The organism is Pseudomonas wuhanensis, from assembly GCF_030687395.1.
Taxonomy (GTDB): Bacteria; Pseudomonadota; Gammaproteobacteria; order Pseudomonadales; family Pseudomonadaceae; genus Aquipseudomonas; species Aquipseudomonas wuhanensis.
Map to the genome: position 1 here is coordinate 561,527 of NZ_CP117430.1, position 17,764 is coordinate 579,290.

Here is a 17,764-nt window from a genome sequence, read left to right on the forward strand (position 1 = left end):
CCCTGGGGCGCGCAAAACCCTGTGGGAGCGGGCTTGCCCGCGATGGCGGCGTCACATCCAGCATTGATGTCGGCTGACCCACCGCTATCGCGGGCAAGCCCGCTCCCACAGGGGGGGATGTTGATCTTGCGATCGTGTCCGACGTGTCCATTTCCCGCCATGTCGTAAATGCACCTTTGCGTGGCGTCCATAGGCATTTGACCTGTCTGCGCCGGTCATACCATCGCTTCCAAAGGGCACTGCCGTAACGCCAGTGCCTTACCGAGACGAATGGCGCATAGATGCCGCTGGGAGAGACGCGATGTTCAGCAAGCAAGACCAGATCCAGGGTTACGACGATGCACTGCTGGCGGCGATGAATGCCGAGGAGCAACGCCAGGAAGATCACATCGAGCTGATCGCGTCAGAGAACTACACCAGCAAACGCGTCATGGAAGCGCAAGGCAGTGGCCTGACCAACAAATACGCCGAAGGCTATCCGGGCAAGCGCTACTACGGTGGCTGCGAGCACGTCGACAAGGTCGAAGCGCTGGCCATCGAACGCGCCAAGCAACTGTTCGGCGCCGACTACGCCAACGTCCAGCCGCACTCCGGTTCCTCGGCCAACAGCGCCGTTTACCTGGCCCTGCTGCAAGCCGGCGACACCATTCTGGGCATGAGCCTGGCCCACGGTGGTCACCTGACCCACGGCGCCAAGGTGTCGTCCTCGGGCAAGCTGTACAACGCCGTGCAGTACGGCATTGACACCAAAACCGGGCTGATCGACTACGACGAAGTCGAGCGTCTGGCTGTCGAATGCAAGCCGAAGATGATCGTTGCCGGGTTCTCGGCCTACTCCAAGACCCTCGACTTCCCGCGTTTCCGTCAGATCGCTGACAAGGTTGGAGCACTGCTGTTCGTCGACATGGCTCACGTCGCCGGTCTGGTCGCTGCCGGCCTGTACCCGAATCCGCTGCCGTACGCTGATGTGGTCACCACCACCACCCACAAGACCCTGCGCGGTCCTCGTGGCGGCCTGATCCTGTGCAAGTCCAACGAAGAAATCGAGAAGAAGCTCAACGCAGCAGTGTTTCCGGGTGCCCAGGGCGGCCCGCTGATGCACGTGATCGCCGGTAAAGCGGTGTGCTTCAAGGAAGCGCTGGAGCCTGGCTTCAAGGCTTACCAGCAACAAGTGATCGACAACGCCCAGGCCATGGCCGGCGTATTTATCAAACGCGGCTACGATGTAGTGTCCGGCGGTACCGATAACCACCTGTTCCTGGTCAGCCTGATCCGTCAGGGCCTCACCGGCAAAGAGGCGGATGCAGCACTCGGTCGCGCCCACATCACCGTGAACAAGAACGCTGTCCCGAACGATCCACAGTCGCCGTTCGTGACCTCCGGCCTGCGCATCGGCACCCCGGCGGTGACCACTCGCGGCTTCAAGGTTACCCAGTGTATTGAACTGGCTGGCTGGATCTGCGACATCCTCGACAACCTCGGCGACGCCGATGTCGAGGCCAATGTCGCGCAGCATGTGGCGGCCCTGTGCGCGGACTTCCCGGTTTATCGCTGAGCGCGGTTTTGGAGTAAATGACTATGCAACGCTATTCGGGCTTCGGCCTCTTCAAACACTCCCTCAGCCATCACGAAAACTGGCAGAAGATGTGGCGCACGCCGACCCCTAAAAAGGTCTATGACGTGGTCATCGTCGGCGGTGGCGGGCATGGTCTGGCGACCGCCTACTACCTCGCCAAGGAACATGGCATCACCAACGTGGCCGTGGTCGAGAAAGGTTGGCTGGGCGGCGGTAACACCGCGCGCAACACCACCATCGTGCGTTCCAACTACCTGTGGGACGAGTCGGCGCACCTGTACGAACACGCGATGAAATTGTGGGAAGGCCTGTCCCAGGACCTGAACTACAACGTGATGTTCTCCCAGCGTGGCGTCTACAACCTGTGCCACACCCTGCAGGACATTCGTGATTCCGAGCGTCGGGTCAGCGCCAACCGCCTCAACGGCGTGGACGGCGAACTGCTCGATGCCAAACAGGTTGCCGACGAGATTCCGTACCTCGACTGCTCCAAGAACACTCGCTACCCGGTGATGGGCGCCACCGTCCAGCGTCGCGGCGGCGTGGCCCGTCACGATGCCGTGGCGTGGGGCTTTGCCCGTGCCGCCGACGCCTTGGGCGTGGACCTGATCCAGCAGACCGAAGTGATCGGTTTCCGTAAGGAAAACGGTGTGTGCATCGGTGTTGAAACCAACAAGGGCTTCATCGGCGCCAAGCGCGTCGGCGTGGTGACTGCCGGTAACTCCGGGCACATGGCCAAACTCGCCGGTTTCCGCCTGCCGATCGAATCGCACCCGCTGCAAGCGCTGGTGTCCGAGCCGATCAAGCCGATTATCGACAGCGTGATCATGTCCAACGCCGTACACGGTTATATCAGCCAGTCCGACAAGGGAGACCTGGTGATCGGCGCCGGTATCGACGGCTACAACGGCTACGGCCAGCGTGGTTCGTACCCGGTGATCGAGCACACCATCCAGGCCATCGTCGAGATGTTCCCGGTGCTGTCGCGTGTACGGATGAACCGTCAGTGGGGCGGCATCGTCGACACCACGCCGGATGCGTGCCCGATCATCTCGAAAACCCCGGTCCCGAACATGTTCTTCAACTGCGGTTGGGGCACCGGTGGCTTCAAGGCCACACCTGGCTCGGGCAACGTGTTTGCCGCAAGCCTGGCCAAGGGTGAAATGCACCCATTGGCCGCACCTTTCTCCATCGACCGCTTCCACAGCGGTGCGTTGATCGACGAACACGGCGCTGCAGCAGTCGCCCACTAACAGGAGAAATCCCTATGTTGCATATCTTCTGTCCTCACTGTGGCGAACTGCGCTCCGAAGAGGAATTCCATGCATCCGGCCAGGCGCACATCCCGCGTCCACTGGATCCGAACAGCTGCACCGACGAGGAGTGGGGCGACTACATGTTCTTCCGCGATAACCCTCGCGGTCTGCACCATGAACTGTGGGATCACGTCGCCGGTTGCCGTCAGTACTTCAACGTGACCCGCGACACCGTGACCTACGAGATTCTCGAAACCTACAAGATCGGCACCAAGCCGCAGTTCACCGACAAGACCGACAGCCCGAAAGCGGCCGCCACGGCTCTGGGAGAGAAGGTATGAGCCAGATCAATCGCCTGTCCAACGGCGGACGCATCGACCGCAACAAAGTGTTGAGCTTCACCTTCAACGGCCAGGTCTACAAAGGCTTTGAAGGCGACTCCCTGGCCGCCGCGTTGCTGGCCAACGGTGTCGACATCATCGGCCGCAGCTTCAAGTATTCGCGCCCACGCGGCATCTTCGCCGCCGGTGCCGAAGAGCCGAACGCCGTGCTGCAGATCGGTGCGACCGAAGCCACGCAGATCCCCAACGTACGCGCCACGCAACAAGCGCTGTATCAAGGCCTGGTCGCCACCAGCACCAACGGCTGGCCGAGCGTGAACAACGACATGATGGGGATTCTCGGCAAGGTCGGCGGCAAGCTGATGCCACCGGGCTTCTACTACAAAACCTTCATGTACCCGCAATCGTTCTGGATGACTTACGAGAAGTACATTCGTAAGGCCGCCGGTCTTGGCCGTTCGCCGACCGAGAACGATCCGGACACCTACGACTACATGAACCAGCACTGCGACGTGCTGATCGTCGGCGCTGGCCCTGCGGGTCTGGCGGCTGCACTGGCGGCTGCCCGCAGCGGCGCCCGTGTGATCCTGGCCGATGAACAGGAAGAGTTCGGCGGTAGCCTGCTCGACTCCCGCGAAAGCCTCGACGGCAAGCCTGCCACCGAGTGGGTTGCCAGCGTCATCGCCGAGCTGAAAAACACCCCTGACGTGCTGCTGTTGCCGCGCGCCACGGTCAACGGTTACCACGACCATAACTTCCTGACCATCCACGAGCGCCTCACCGATCACCTCGGCGACCGCGCCCCGATCGGCCAGGTGCGTCAGCGTATCCACCGGGTTCGCGCCAAGCGCGTGGTGCTGGCGACCGGTGCTCACGAGCGTCCACTGGTTTATGGCAATAACGACGTGCCGGGCAACATGCTCGCCGGCGCGGTGTCGACTTATGTACGTCGCTATGGCGTGGCACCGGGCAAGAAACTGGTGCTGTCGACCAACAACGACCACGCCTACCGCGTTGCCCTGGACTGGCTCGACGCCAGCCTGCAAGTGGTGGCCATCGCCGATGCCCGCAGCAACCCTCGCGGTGCGCTGGTGGAAGAAGCGCGCGCCAAAGGCATTCGCATCCTGACCGGCAGCGCCGTGATCGAGGCTCGTGGCAGCAAGCACGTCACCGCTGCTCGCGTTGCCGCGATTGATGTAAAAGCACACACCGTGACCAGCCCGGGCGAATGGCTCGATTGCGACCTGGTTGCCAGTTCCGGCGGTTACAGCCCGGTGGTTCACCTGGCGTCGCACTTGGGTGGCAAGCCGATCTGGCGTGAAGACATCCTCGGTTTCGTACCGGGCGAAGCACCGCAGAAACGCGTATGCGTCGGTGGCATCAACGGCGTTTATGGCCTCGGCGATTCGCTGGCCGACGGTTTTGAAGGCGGCGCTCGCGCCGCCAGCGAAGCCGGTTTCGGCAAGGTCGAAGGCGTACTGCCAAAAGCCCTGAGCCGACTGGAAGAGCCGACGCTGGCGCTGTTCCAGGTACCTCACGAGAAAGCCACTGCCCGTGCGCCGAAGCAATTCGTCGACCTGCAAAACGACGTCACCGCTGCCGCCATCGAACTGGCGACCCGCGAAGGCTTCGAGTCGGTCGAGCACGTCAAGCGCTACACCGCATTGGGCTTCGGCACCGATCAGGGTAAGCTCGGCAACGTCAACGGTCTGGCCATCGCCGCCCGTTCGCTGAACGTGACGATCCCGCAGATGGGCACCACCATGTTCCGTCCGAACTACACGCCGGTAACTTTCGGCGCCGTAGCCGGTCGTCACTGTGGGCACATCTTTGAACCGGTTCGTTTCACCGCGCTGCATCACTGGCACGTGAAGAACGGCGCCGAGTTTGAAGACGTCGGTCAGTGGAAGCGTCCATGGTACTTCCCGAAAAACGGTGAAGACCTGCATGCCGCCGTGAAACGCGAATGCAAAGCCGTGCGCGACAGCGTCGGCCTGCTGGACGCTTCGACCCTGGGCAAGATCGACATCCAGGGCCCGGACTCCCGCGAGTTCCTCAACCGCATCTACACCAACGCCTGGACCAAACTCGACGTGGGCAAGGCCCGTTACGGCCTGATGTGCAAAGAAGACGGCATGGTGTTCGACGACGGCGTGACTGCATGCCTGGCCGACAACCATTTCGTGATGACCACCACCACCGGCGGCGCTGCACGCGTGCTGCAATGGCTGGAAATCTACCACCAGACCGAATGGCCAGACCTGAAGGTGTATTTCACTTCCGTGACGGATCACTGGGCAACCATGACCCTGTCCGGGCCGAACAGCCGCAAGCTGCTCAGCGAAGTCACCGACGCCGACCTGAGCAACGAAGCCTTCCCGTTCATGACCTGGAAAGAAGCGCTGGTCGGTGGTGTGCCGGCGCGGATATTCCGGATTTCGTTTACCGGTGAGTTGTCGTACGAAGTCAACGTGCAGGCCGACTACGCCATGGGCGTGCTCGAGAAAATCGTCGAGGCCGGCAAGAAGTACAACCTGACTCCGTATGGCACTGAAACCATGCACGTACTGCGGGCGGAGAAGGGCTTCATCATCGTCGGTCAGGACACTGACAGCTCGATGACCCCGGACGACCTGAACATGGGCTGGTGTGTCGGTCGCACCAAACCGTTCTCGTGGATCGGCTGGCGTGGCATGAACCGCGAAGACTGTGTGCGTGATCAGCGCAAACAGCTGGTTGGCCTGAAGCCGATCGATCCGACCAAATGGCTGCCGGAAGGTGCGCAACTGGTGTTCAACACCAAGCAAACCATCCCGATGACCATGGTGGGCCACGTGACTTCCAGTTACCTGCACAACTCCCTGGGCTATTCGTTTGCCATGGGCGTGGTGAAAGGCGGCTTGAAGCGCATGGGTGAGCGGGTGTTCGCACCGCTGGCCGACGGCAGCGTGATCGAGGCGGAAATCGTTTCTTCGGTGTTCTTCGATCCTAAAGGCGATCGCCAGAACGTGTAAGTCGATCGTTCCCACGCTCTGCGTGGGAATGCATCCCGGGACGCTCCGCGTCCCAAGAGCGGACGCAGAGCGTCCATGGCGGCATTCCCACGCAGAGCGTGGGAACGATCAACAAAAGAAAGGTGCTTTATGACCGCAGCCAATGTTTACCAACAACGCCCAACCACTGGGGCCAAGGCCGAGTCGTCGCTGCATCATGCCGACCTCGCCAGCCTGGTGGGCAAGGGTCGCAAGAACGCCGGCGTGATCGTGCGTGAGAAAAAACTCCTCGGTCACCTGACCATCCGTGGCGATGGCCACGACGCCGCGTTCGCCGCTGGTGTGCACAAGGCCCTCGGCATCGAATTGCCAGGTGCGCTGACCGTGATCATCAAAGGCGAAACCAGCCTGCAATGGATGGGGCCGGATGAATGGCTGCTGATCGTGCCGACCGGCGAAGAATTCGCCGCCGAGAAAAAGCTGCGTGAAGCACTGGGCGACCTGCACACCCAGATCGTCAACGTCAGCGGCGGCCAGCAGATCCTCGAACTCAGCGGCCCGAACGTGCGTCAGGTGCTGATGAAATCCACCAGCTACGACGTGCACCCCAACAACTTCCCGGTGGGCAAGGCTGTGGGTACCGTGTTTGCCAAGTCGCAACTGGTGATCCGCCATACCGCCGAAGACACCTGGGAACTACTGATCCGCCGCAGCTTCTCGGATTACTGGTGGTTGTGGTTGCAGGATGCGGCTGCTGAGTACGGGCTTTGCGTCCAGGCTTGACACGGATGATCGTTCCCACGCTCCGCGTGGGAATGCATCCCGGGACGCTCCGCGTCCCTTTAACAGCCGGACGCAGAGCGTCCATGGCGGCGTTCCCACGCAGAGCGTGGGAACGATCAGATAGGAGTCACCGCACTATGAGCCGCGCCCCAGACACATGGATTCTGACCGCCGATTGCCCCAGCGTCCTCGGCACCGTGGATGCGGTGACCCGCTTTCTGTTCGAGCAGGGCTGCTACGTCACCGAGCACCATTCCTTCGATGACCGGCTCTCGGGCCGTTTCTTCATTCGCGTGGAATTTCGTCAGCCCGACGGTTTCGACGAACAAGCCTTCCGCGCAGGTTTGGCCGAGCGTGGTGAAGCCTTCGGGATGATCTTCGAGCTGACCCCGCCGAACTACCGGCCCAAAGTGGTGATCATGGTCTCCAAGGCCGATCACTGCCTCAACGACTTGCTCTATCGCCAGCGCATCGGCCAGTTGTCGATGGACGTGGTTGCCGTGGTCTCCAACCACCCGGACCTCAAGCCGTTGGCCGACTGGCATCAGATTCCGTACTACCATTTCCCGCTGGACCCGAACGACAAACCGTCGCAGGAGCGTCAGGTCTGGCAGGTAATCGAAGAGGCAGGCGCCGAACTGGTGATCCTTGCCCGTTACATGCAGGTTCTGTCGCCGGAGTTGTGCCGCAAACTTGATGGCAAGGCGATCAACATTCATCACTCCCTGCTGCCGGGTTTCAAGGGTGCCAAGCCCTATCACCAGGCCTACAACAAGGGCGTGAAACTGGTTGGCGCCACGGCGCACTACATCAACAACGACCTGGACGAAGGACCGATCATCGCCCAAGGCGTGGAAGCCGTGGATCACAGTCATTACCCGGAAGATTTGATCGCCAAAGGGCGGGATATCGAAGGGCTGACGTTGGCACGGGCCGTTGGTTATCACATTGAACGACGCGTGTTTTTGAACGCCAATCGCACGGTCGTTCTTTAGATCGCCATCGCGGGCAAGCCCGCTCCCACAGTGAGCTGAGGTGTGCCCGACATTTGTGAGCGACACAAAACCCTGTGGGAGCGGGCTTGCCCGCGATGAGGTCCTGACAGACAACGCAAAAAGACACAGGCAACAACCCGAGCAATCAACGCGCCGCCGATCCATGGCGACGCGACCGCTACATAAAAACAACAGCGAGGTGAAAGCATGTCTGGTAATCGTGGTGTGGTGTATCTCGGCGCGGGCAAGGTCGAAGTACAGAAAATCGACTATCCCAAAATGCAGGACCCGCGCGGCAGGAAGATCGAGCACGGTGTCATCCTGCGCGTAGTTTCCACCAACATCTGTGGTTCCGATCAGCACATGGTGCGCGGTCGTACCACCGCTCAGACCGGTCTGGTACTGGGCCACGAGATCACCGGTGAAGTGATCGAGAAGGGCAGCGGTGTCGAGAACCTGCAGATCGGCGACCTGGTGTCGGTACCTTTCAACGTTGCCTGTGGCCGTTGCCGTTCGTGCAAAGAGCAACATACTGGCGTCTGCCTGAGCGTTAACCCGGCGCGTCCGGGCGGTGCCTATGGTTATGTCGACATGGGTGACTGGACCGGTGGCCAAGCCGAATACGCGTTTGTGCCGTATGCCGACTTCAACCTGCTGAAACTGCCGGATCGCGACCGGGCCATGGAAAAAATCCGTGACCTGACCTGCCTCTCCGACATCCTGCCCACCGGTTACCACGGCGCAGTGACTGCCGGCGTTGGCCCTGGCAGCACCGTGTACGTCGCCGGCGCCGGCCCGGTCGGTCTGGCGGCTGCCGCTTCCGCTCGCCTGCTGGGCGCTGCGGTGGTGATCATCGGTGACGTCAACCCGATCCGCCTGGCCCATGCCAAGGCTCAGGGTTTCGAAATCGCTGACTTGTCGACAGACACCCCACTGCACGAACAAATCGCTGCACTGTTGGGCGAACCGGAAGTGGACTGCGCCGTCGATGCCGTAGGCTTCGAAGCTCGCGGTCACGGCCATGCCGGCGTGAAGCACGAGGCTCCGGCCACCGTACTCAACTCGCTGATGGGCGTGGTTCGCGTCGCTGGCAAAATCGGTATTCCTGGCCTGTACGTGACTGAAGACCCGGGTGCAGTGGACGCTGCCGCGAAAATGGGCAGCCTGAGCATTCGCTTCGGCCTGGGCTGGGCCAAATCCCACAGCTTCCACACCGGCCAGACGCCAGTGATGAAGTACAACCGCCAGCTGATGCAGGCGATCATGTGGGACCGCATCAAGATTGCTGACATTGTGGGTGTGGAAGTCATCAGCCTGGATGACGCGCCACGTGGTTATGGCGAGTTCGATGCGGGCGTGCCGAAGAAGTTTGTGATCGATCCGCATAAGATGTTCAGCGCGGCGTAAGGCTTGGAGCAAGACGGAAAAAAGGGCGACAGTGATGTCGCCCTTTTTTATGGCCAGTGGGAAGGCGTAGCCGGTTCGGTCATACCGTTCATCGGTTGCGTCCCAGGGAGCACGTTTCATAGAGGCCACCTGGGGAAAAATGCCCATGCAGACGAGGAACATGCTGGCGTACATCCGGTCCAATCGGCAGTTTTGCCGCTCCCGTTACTGGGCGGTTTTTCATGGCACAAGAGGATGTCTGGATGAACGTTTCACGCGGTTTTGCACTGGCATCGCTCATGGCTGTCGCTTCGTTGACGACGCTGGCCGCCAGCCCGGCCTTTGCACAGTTCAGTCTCGTTGATGCGGCCAAGGCGGTTTCGGCGATACAGGACGACGAGGATGTCGAAGGTGTCGAGGCCGATGATGTCGATGGCATCGTGGCGGTTGCACCCAAGGCGGCCGGTTTGCTCAATACCCTGGGCTCGCAGCTCGACATTACCCCGGAACAGGCCATCGGCGGTGCTGGTGCGATGCTGGGGCTGGCGAGGAATCAGCTCAGTGGCCAGGACTTCTCCGAGCTGAGTAAAAACGTGCCGGGCCTCGCCCAGATTGCCGGTAACAGCGCCATCAGTGGTCTGAGTGGATTGGGTGGTCTGCTCGGCGCGGGTTCGGACAAGAATGCGTTGCTCGATGGTTTGTTGGGCAACGTCAAGGACACTAAGGACCTGAACAATGCCTTTAGCGCTCTGGGCATGGACACCGGGATGATCGGCATGTTTGCCCCAGTAATCCTGCAATACCTCGGCCAGCAAGGCGTCACCGGTTCGTTGCTGCAGAATCTTGGCGGAATCTGGGGCACTGGCACTGGCACCGGCATTGGCAGCTGAGTCAGCCTTCGGCGCGTAGCGCCTTGATGCGCCGGTCCTTTTCGATCCAGAGCTGGTTGACCCAGTTCTGGACCTTTTCGCGAAACGCCGGATCGTTTTCGTAATCGCCTTGCCACAGCGCCGTATCCAGTTCGCGTGTGTGGATGTCGATGATCACCCTCGGCACGTTGCCGCTGATCAAATCCCAGAATCCTGGAATCTTCTGCTGTGGATACACCACTGTCACATCGAGAACGGCATCCAGCTGTTCGCCCATCGCCGCCAGCACAAAAGCCACGCCGCCAGCCTTGGGCTTGAGCAGGTGGGTGAACGGTGACTGCTGTTGGGCACTTTTCGCCGAGGTGTACCGGGTACCTTCCAGATAATTGACCACTGTCACCGGCTGGCGCTTGTACAACTCGCAGGCTTGTTTGGTGATCTCCAGGTCCTTGCCGGCCAGCTCCGGGTTCTTTGCCAGAAACGCTTTGGTGTAGCGCTTCATGAACGGATAGTCCAACGCCCACCAGGCCAGGCCCAGGAACGGCACCCAGATCAGTTCTTTCTTGAGGAAGAACTTGAAGAACGGCGTGCGCCGGTTAAGCGTCTGGATCAGTGCCGGAATATCGACCCAGGACTGATGGTTGCCGATCACCAGATACGAGGTGTCGCGGCGCAAATCATCGCCGCCGCGGATGTCCCATTGGGTGGGAATGCACAGCCGGAAGATCAGCTTGTCGATTTCGGCCCAGGTTTCGGCAATCCACATCACCGCCCACGAGGCGTAATCGCGAAAGCGCCCGGGCAGGAGCAGTTTCAGCAGGGCGAACACCATCAAAGGCCCGAACAGCACCAGGGTGTTTAGCAACAGCAGCAGGGTAACGAAACAGCCGGTGAGCAGGCGGCGCATAAGTAACTCTTGAAAGCGTTTGGGCGCGCCATGATAAGCAGCTTCGCATGGCAGGCCAAATCGGCGGTGACGAATGTTTCACCTTTTGACCGTTAACCTCGTTGTACCGATCGTTCCCACGCGGAGCATGGGAACGATCATCCACACAACGGTCTAAAATCCCGCTGCCCACTCTTCAAGGAAGCCCCCTACGTGAAATCTCTCCTTGCACTGCTTACCCTCGTGGCCCTGCCGGTCCTGGCCGCCGAGCCGACCCTGTACGGGCGTTACGAGTACATCGCGCTGCCGGAAATCGGCGGCGAAGTCCTCAAGGCGAAAATGGACACCGGCGCCCTGACCGCGTCGCTGTCGGCCAAGGACATCGAAACCTTCACCCGCGACGGCGACGAGTGGGTGCGTTTCCGCCTCGCCACCAAAGGCGCCAGCAACAAGGTCTACGAACACAAGGTCGCGCGGATCAGCAAGATCAAAACCCGCTCCGAAGAAGACGACGATGACAAGGAAGCGATCGAGCCCACCAAGCGGCCGGTGGTCGACCTGGAATTGTGCCTGGGCAACGTCAAGCGCACCGTGGAGGTCAACCTCACCGACCGCAGCAGCTTCAATTACCCGCTGCTGATCGGCGCCAAAGCCCTGCGTGAATTCGGCGCGGCGGTGAACCCGGCGCGTCGCTTTACAGCCGACAAACCCGACTGCTGATTGACGGCGAATCAGCCTTGGGGCACCGTTCGCCCACCTAACTAGCGGGCTCGGACGGCATGCCTCATATCCTGATTGTCGAAGACGAAGCGGCGATTGCCGACACCCTGATTTTCGCCTTGCAGGGCGAGGGCTTCACCACCGCCTGGTTGAGCCTTGGCGCGGCGGCGCTTGAACATCAGCGCGCCACGCCCGCCGATCTGATCATCCTCGATATCGGCCTGCCAGACATCAGCGGCTTCGAGACCTGCAAGCAGTTGCGGCGTTTCAGCGAAGTGCCGGTGATTTTCCTCAGCGCCCGTGATGCAGAGATCGACCGCGTGGTGGGCCTGGAAATCGGCGCCGACGACTACGTGGTCAAACCGTTCAGCCCCCGGGAAGTGGCGGCGCGGGTCCGGGCGATTCTCAAGCGCATGGCGCCACGATCGGTGGCGGCGGAGGCGGCGTCAGCGCTGTTTCGCATCGACAGCGAACGGGTGCAGATCAGCTATCGCAACCAGCCGCTGAGCCTGACTCGCCATGAGTTTCGTTTGCTGCAATGCCTGCTGGAACAACCCGAGCGAGTCTTCAGCCGCGAACAATTGCTCGATGCGCTGGGTGTGGCGGCCGACGCTGGTTACGAGCGCAGCATCGACAGCCACATCAAGAGCGTGCGCGCCAAATTGCGCCTGGTGAAAGCCGACGCCGAGCCGATCCAGACCCACCGCGGCCTCGGTTACAGCTACAGTCCGGGGCACAGCTGATGCCCCTGGGGATCCGGATTTTCCTGGTCTACGTGCTGTTCATCGGCCTGACCGGTTACTTTGTGCTCAACACCGTGATGGAAGAAATCCGCCCCGGCGTGCGCCAGTCCACCGAAGAAACCCTGGTAGACACCGCCAACCTGATGGCCGAGATCCTGCGCGACGACTTCAAGGCCGGCACTCTCAGCCAGAACCGCTGGCCCGAATTGCTCAAGGCTTACGGCGAACGGCAACCGAAGGCGAATATCTGGGGAATGCCGAAGAATCAGGTCAACCACCGGATTTACGTCACTGATGCCAAGGGCATCGTGGTGCTGGATTCCAGTGGCATCGCGGTGGGCCAGGACTACTCGCGCTGGAACGATGTCTACCTGACCCTGCGTGGCGAGTACGGCGCGCGTTCGACGCGCAGCAACCCGGATGACTCGAACTCGTCGGTGATGCACGTCGGGGCACCTATTCGTGACAACGGCCAGATCATCGGCGTGGTGACGGTGGCCAAGCCTAACAGTTCGCTGCAGCCTTACGTCGATCGCACCGAGCGGCGATTGCTGATTTATGGCGCCGGGCTGATTGGCCTCGGTTTGCTGTTCGGTGCGCTGTTGTCGTGGTGGCTGAGCGCGGCGCTGCGGCGGTTGACGGCGTATGCCCAGGCGGTCAGCGAAGGTCGGCGGGTCGAGGTGCCGCATTATCGTGGCGGCGAGCTGGAGCAACTGGCCACGGCGGTGGAGCAGATGCGCACCCAGCTGGAAGGCAAAGCCTACGTCGAGCGTTATGTGCACACCCTGACCCATGAATTGAAAAGCCCGCTGGCGGCGATTCGTGGTGCGGCGGAGTTACTGCAAGGTGAGATGCCGCTGGCTCAGCAGCAGCGTTTCGTCAGCAACATCGACAGCGAAAGTGCACGCATGCAGCAGTTGATCGAACGATTGTTGAACCTGGCGCAGGTGGAACAGCGCCAAGGGCTGGAAGAGCGGGTGGCGGTGCCGTTGGCGGGTTTGGTGGAGGAGCTGTTGAGTGCGCAGGCTGCGCGAATCGAAGGCAAGCAGTTGCGTGTGGAACTGCAAATTGCAGCGGATTTGAACCTGCTTGGCGAGCCGTTTCTATTGCGCCAGGCACTGGGCAATCTGCTGGAGAATGCCTTGGACTTCACCCCGACTCATGGCGTGCTGCGATTTTGTGCTGAACGAGTCGGTGAGCAGATTGAGTTCAGGCTGTTCAACCAGGCCGAGGCGATTCCCGACTATGCATTGCCGCGCTTGAGCGAGCGTTTCTACTCACTGCCGCGTCCGGACAGTGGGCGTAAAAGTACGGGGTTGGGGCTTAACTTCGTTGAAGAGGTGGTCAAGTTGCATGGCGGGACGATGAACATTGGTAATGTCGACGGTGGGGTAGAGGTCACGTTGCACCTGCCTTAGGACCGAGTCGAGGCATTCGCGAGCAAGCCCGCTCCCACACTGGATCTTCTGTGAACACAAAAAAGGTGCCCATCGCCGATTAACTGTCGGAGCGGGCTTGCTCGCGAAAGGGCCGGCCCAGTCTCCACAAAGTCTCCACATTCCCCCCATAAAACTCCCACACACCGACTCCAGACTTTCCCCATCCAAACAGGGAGAGTCCCATGAACCGTAGCCTGACCCTAAAACTCGGGGCGATTGCCCTTTTGATTCTGTTGCTGCTGATCCCGTTGCTGATGATCAACGGCGTGATCCAGGAGCGGCAACAACTGCGAGATGGTGTGCTCGAAGACATCGCTCGCAGTTCCAGTTACAGCCAGCAATTGAGCGGCCCGCTGATGGTGGTGCCCTATCGAAAAACGGTGCGCACCTGGAAAACCAACAACAAAACCAACGAGCGTTATCAGGACGTCGGCGAGGAACGCGGGCGTTTGTATTTCCTGCCTGAGCGCTTCGAACTCGACGGCCAGGTCCAGACCGAACTGCGTGCCCGAGGTATCTACGAGGCGCGGCTGTTTCATGCCGATAATCGCATCAGCGGGCATTTTTCGGTTCCAGCACAACTGGGCATCAAGGAGGACTTCGCCGATTACCGCTTCGACCAACCGTTCCTGGCCGTCGGCATCAGCGACATACGCGGCATCGAGAATGCGCTGAAACTCGAACTCAATGACCAGAAGCTGGATTTTGTACCGGGTAGCCAGGTGGGTTGGTTGGGCGAGGGGGTGCACGTGACGCTGCCAGCATTGGACGCCAAACAGGTCACGGAACTGGCATTCGCTTTCGACTTGCGTCTGCAAGGCACCGGCCAGTTGCAGATTCTCCCGGTGGGCAAGACCAGCAAGGTTTCACTGGCCGCCAACTGGCCTCATCCCAGCTTCATCGGTAACTACCTGCCGGCCCAGCGTGAAATCACCGATCAGGGTTTCACTGCCAATTGGCAGACCTCGTTCTTCTCCACCAACCTGCAAGAGGCCTTGAGCAGTTGCGTGTCTGGCGGCCAGTGCGAGGCGTTCAGCGGTCGCAGCTTCGGCGTGAGTTTCATCGACCCGGTGGACCAGTACCTGAAAAGCGACCGGGCAATCAAATACGCGTTGCTGTTCATCGTCCTGACCTTCGCCGGTTTCTTCCTCTTCGAAGTGCTGAAAAGCCTGGCGGTACACCCGGTGCAATACGCGCTGGTGGGCGTGGCGCTGGCGTTTTTCTACCTGTTGCTGTTGTCGCTGTCCGAGCACATCGGCTTCGCCCTGGCGTATCTGCTGTCGGCGAGTGGTTGCGTGTTGTTGATCGGCTTCTATGTCTGCCATGTGCTGCGCAGCGTGCATCACGGTTTGAGTTTTTCGGCAGGATTGGCGGCGTTGTATGGCTTGCTCTATGGCTTGCTGAGTGCCGAGGATTACGCGCTGTTGATGGGCTCGCTGCTGTTGTTCGGGCTGCTGGGCGTGTTCATGGTGCTGACCCGCAAGCTGGACTGGTACGGGATCGGACAGAAAACCGCGAAGCCTTTGGCCTTTGATATTGGAGCCGTGGAATGAGCCGGTCGTTGGGGTTGCGCGAGGATCAGCGGGTGGGAGAGGTGTTGGCGACGCGGATTGCCGGGTTGTTTCCGTTGGATCCGGTGTGGTGCATTCGCGAGCAGGCTCGCTCCCACAAAAGATCTCCAGTGAACACAACGGTTATGCACACCAAAAATCAAATGTGGGAGCGAGCCTGCTCGCGATGAGGCCGGCACAGTTAGCGAGAATCTAGACCTTCGGCATCGTCGCAATCATCGAAGGCCGCTGACTCACCTCAAAGTACCACTCTGCCAACTTCGGATTCTCTTTGCGCCATTCCAGATCCGGATGGCGCAGATCCAGGTAACCCAAGGCACAGGCAACACTGATTGCCGCCACATCGAAATGGCTGGTCAGCTCGGCAATGGCGTCGGCTTCCAGTAGTGCCAGGGCGCGACGAATCTTGTCGCGCTGACTGTCGAGCCATGCATCCCAATGTTTTTCCGGCGAGCGCAGGGCCACTTCATAGCGAACCATCACTGCGGCATCCATGATCCCGTCTGCCAGAGAGGCCAGGGTCAAGCGCCGCCAGCGCGCGGAACCGTCGCGAGGGATCAGCGGATTGCCGACGTGCTGATGATCGAGATAGTCGAGGATCACCCGGCTGTCGTACAGCACATTGCCGTCGGCCAGGCGTAGTGCTGGAATCTTACCCAGCGGGTTGTCTTCGTTGAGGGCCGGGTCCGGGCTGACTGGCGTGAGCTGGCTGGCTTGCAGCGCTACGCGGTCCGTTTGACCGGTTTCGTGCAGCAGCACCATGACTTTGCGAACGAAGGGCGACGCGGGATTGTGGAACAAGGTCATGCTGGGGGCGGACATGTCGGCATCTCGATCATGGACAGTGTCGGGAGCATAGCGCTTTAGTGTTTAAGTGTGGGAGCGAGCCGTTCAGTGACGTTGCAGCAACCCGCGCAAGGCGAGGACGGCGGGGATCCCCAGCCCGAGCCAACTCAATGCATCCCACACGCCATCGCCCAGCAACGCGGCAAACAACCCTGCGGCGCTGAGCAGGGCGATGACGGTTGGCGTGGCGAAGACCTTCCAGAAATTCGACTGTCTGGGCCTCATGTCGGGCACTCCGCGTTTTCGAGCACAGGTTTCGCGATCTTGCGCCGCACCACCCACAAATAAACCCCGCTGCCGAGCACGATGATGGTCAGCACATCGAGGATCGCCCAGAGGATTTTCATCGGCATGCCGCCGTAGTCACCGAAGTGCAGCGGCTGCGACATGCCCATGGCGTCCATGTACCACGGCCGTTCGGCCACCGCCGTAACTTGCAGAGTGCTGGCGTCGATCAGTACCGGCGTCAGCAGGTGCGAAGTCAGTTGGGTGCTGCCTTTCATGAACACGGCGTAATGGTGTTCGCTGGAAAACCGTGTGCCGGGGAAAGCGATGAAGTCGGGCTGCATGCCCGGCGCGACGTCTTTGGCGATGTCGAGCAGGCGGGTCGCAGACGCCAATTGAGTCAGCGGCGGCGCCTCGCGATAAGGCGCGATCATCGCGCTCAGGCTGTCGTTGCGCCACGCGGCGATCAACAGGTCGGCGCAGGCACTGATCACGCCGGTCACGCCGACCACCAGGGCCCAGGTCAGCGTTACCACGCCGATCAGGTTATGCAGGTCAAGCCAGCGCAGACGGGTGGATTTGTCGTGGCGCACGGTGGCGAACTTCAAACGCCGCATGAACGGCAGGTACAGCACCGTTCCGGAGACAATCGCCAACACAAACAGAATCCCCATGAACGCCAGCAGCAACTTGCCCGGCAGGCCGGCGAACATGTCCACGTGCAGGCGCAGCATGACCATCATCAGCCCGCCATTGGCCGATGGCATCTCCAATGCTTCGCCGGTGCGAGCGTCAAGCATGAAGGTGTGGGACGAGTTCGGCTCGGTGCCCGCGGTGGGCGCCATGATTGCGATCACGCCATTGGGGTCTTCATCGTCGTAGCCGAAATACTGCATGACCTCGCCGGGACGATGCTTTTCAGCCGCTTGCACCAACTGCTGCAAATCCAGCTGCGGGGTATCGGCCGGCATCGATTTCAACTCGGCGGCATCGCCCAGCAGATGGTCGATCTCGTGGTGGAAGATCAACGGCAGGCCGGTGAGGGCCAGCATCAGCAGGAATACCGTGCAGATCAGGCTGGTCCAGGTGTGAACAAAGGACCAGCGGCGGATGGTTTTGCTTTTCATTTCATGGC

The 17,764-nt window shown here is 60.7% G+C and carries 16 protein-coding genes; 12 read left to right on the forward strand and 4 right to left on the reverse strand.

Translation table 11 applies throughout. The features are described 5' to 3' along the window. Window positions 1-301: 301 nt before the first annotated feature. From glyA to PSH88_RS02620, 8 genes are all read left to right on the forward strand, one after another. Entirely contained in the window at window positions 302-1,555 is a 1,254-nt protein-coding gene (gene glyA / locus PSH88_RS02585; RefSeq protein ID WP_305424809.1) for a serine hydroxymethyltransferase, read from the forward strand. A 23-nt stretch (window positions 1,556-1,578) separates the two neighbouring features. After that, entirely contained in the window at window positions 1,579-2,829 is a 1,251-nt protein-coding gene (locus PSH88_RS02590) for a sarcosine oxidase subunit beta (protein WP_007907561.1), read from the forward strand. 14 nt (window positions 2,830-2,843) lie between these two features. After that, window positions 2,844-3,173: a sarcosine oxidase subunit delta gene (locus PSH88_RS02595; protein WP_007907563.1), complete on the forward strand. Its 330-nt coding sequence runs from the start codon at window positions 2,844-2,846 to the stop codon at window positions 3,171-3,173. Beyond that, window positions 3,170-6,187 (forward strand): sarcosine oxidase subunit alpha, encoded by a 3,018-nt coding sequence (locus PSH88_RS02600; RefSeq protein WP_305424811.1) that lies wholly within the window; start codon window positions 3,170-3,172, stop codon window positions 6,185-6,187. The genes PSH88_RS02595 and PSH88_RS02600 overlap by 4 nt, the downstream gene beginning before the upstream one ends. 129 nt (window positions 6,188-6,316) lie before the next feature. Next, complete coding sequence (locus PSH88_RS02605; RefSeq protein ID WP_305424812.1) at window positions 6,317-6,949, forward strand: sarcosine oxidase subunit gamma; 633 nt, start codon at window positions 6,317-6,319, stop codon at window positions 6,947-6,949. A gap of 137 nt (window positions 6,950-7,086) precedes the next feature. Next, window positions 7,087-7,944 (forward strand): formyltetrahydrofolate deformylase, encoded by an 858-nt coding sequence (gene purU, locus PSH88_RS02610; RefSeq protein WP_305424814.1) that lies wholly within the window; start codon window positions 7,087-7,089, stop codon window positions 7,942-7,944. 207 nt (window positions 7,945-8,151) lie between these two features. Further along, on the forward strand, window positions 8,152-9,351 hold the full coding sequence (gene fdhA, locus PSH88_RS02615) for a formaldehyde dehydrogenase, glutathione-independent (protein WP_305424815.1): 1,200 nt from the start codon (window positions 8,152-8,154) through the stop codon (window positions 9,349-9,351). A gap of 242 nt (window positions 9,352-9,593) precedes the next feature. Beyond that, window positions 9,594-10,220, forward strand: a complete 627-nt coding sequence (locus PSH88_RS02620) for a DUF2780 domain-containing protein (protein WP_305424816.1) — start codon at window positions 9,594-9,596, stop codon at window positions 10,218-10,220. Between the two features lies 1 nt (window position 10,221). Here the strand turns inward: PSH88_RS02620 and yihG are convergent, their stop codons facing one another. Continuing rightward, window positions 10,222-11,106 carry a 1-acylglycerol-3-phosphate O-acyltransferase, YihG family gene (gene yihG, locus PSH88_RS02625; protein ID WP_305424817.1) on the reverse strand — a complete coding sequence of 295 codons (885 nt, stop codon included), beginning with the start codon at window positions 11,104-11,106 and terminating at the stop codon, window positions 10,222-10,224. Window positions 11,107-11,298: 192 nt separating this feature from the next. On the opposite strand from yihG, the gene rloA2 reads away from it, so the two are divergent. From rloA2 to creD, 4 genes are all read left to right on the forward strand, one after another. Continuing rightward, the gene (gene rloA2, locus PSH88_RS02630; protein ID WP_305424818.1) at window positions 11,299-11,805 is read left to right on the forward strand and encodes a retropepsin-like aspartic peptidase RloA2; all 507 of its coding nucleotides are present in this window, start codon (window positions 11,299-11,301) and stop codon (window positions 11,803-11,805) included. A gap of 59 nt (window positions 11,806-11,864) precedes the next feature. Beyond that, a complete protein-coding gene (creB, locus tag PSH88_RS02635; RefSeq protein WP_305424819.1) occupies window positions 11,865-12,548 on the forward strand; it encodes a two-component system response regulator CreB in 684 nt (227 codons plus the stop codon). Continuing rightward, on the forward strand, window positions 12,548-13,966 hold the full coding sequence (gene creC, locus PSH88_RS02640; protein WP_305424820.1) for a two-component system sensor histidine kinase CreC: 1,419 nt from the start codon (window positions 12,548-12,550) through the stop codon (window positions 13,964-13,966). Before creB ends, creC begins: the two co-directional genes overlap by 1 nt. 203 nt (window positions 13,967-14,169) lie before the next feature. Beyond that, on the forward strand, window positions 14,170-15,540 hold the full coding sequence (gene creD / locus PSH88_RS02645; RefSeq protein ID WP_305424821.1) for a cell envelope integrity protein CreD: 1,371 nt from the start codon (window positions 14,170-14,172) through the stop codon (window positions 15,538-15,540). A 210-nt stretch (window positions 15,541-15,750) separates the two neighbouring features. Here the strand turns inward: creD and PSH88_RS02650 are convergent, their stop codons facing one another. From PSH88_RS02650 to PSH88_RS02660, 3 genes are all read right to left on the reverse strand, one after another. Then, complete coding sequence (locus PSH88_RS02650) at window positions 15,751-16,380, reverse strand: glutathione S-transferase (protein ID WP_305424822.1); 630 nt, start codon at window positions 16,378-16,380, stop codon at window positions 15,751-15,753. A gap of 69 nt (window positions 16,381-16,449) precedes the next feature. Continuing rightward, window positions 16,450-16,629: a hypothetical protein gene (locus PSH88_RS02655; protein ID WP_123719606.1), complete on the reverse strand. Its 180-nt coding sequence runs from the start codon at window positions 16,627-16,629 to the stop codon at window positions 16,450-16,452. Then, window positions 16,626-17,756 (reverse strand): PepSY-associated TM helix domain-containing protein, encoded by a 1,131-nt coding sequence (locus PSH88_RS02660; protein WP_305424823.1) that lies wholly within the window; start codon window positions 17,754-17,756, stop codon window positions 16,626-16,628. Before PSH88_RS02660 ends, PSH88_RS02655 begins: the two co-directional genes overlap by 4 nt. Between the last annotated feature and the right edge of the window lie 8 nt (window positions 17,757-17,764).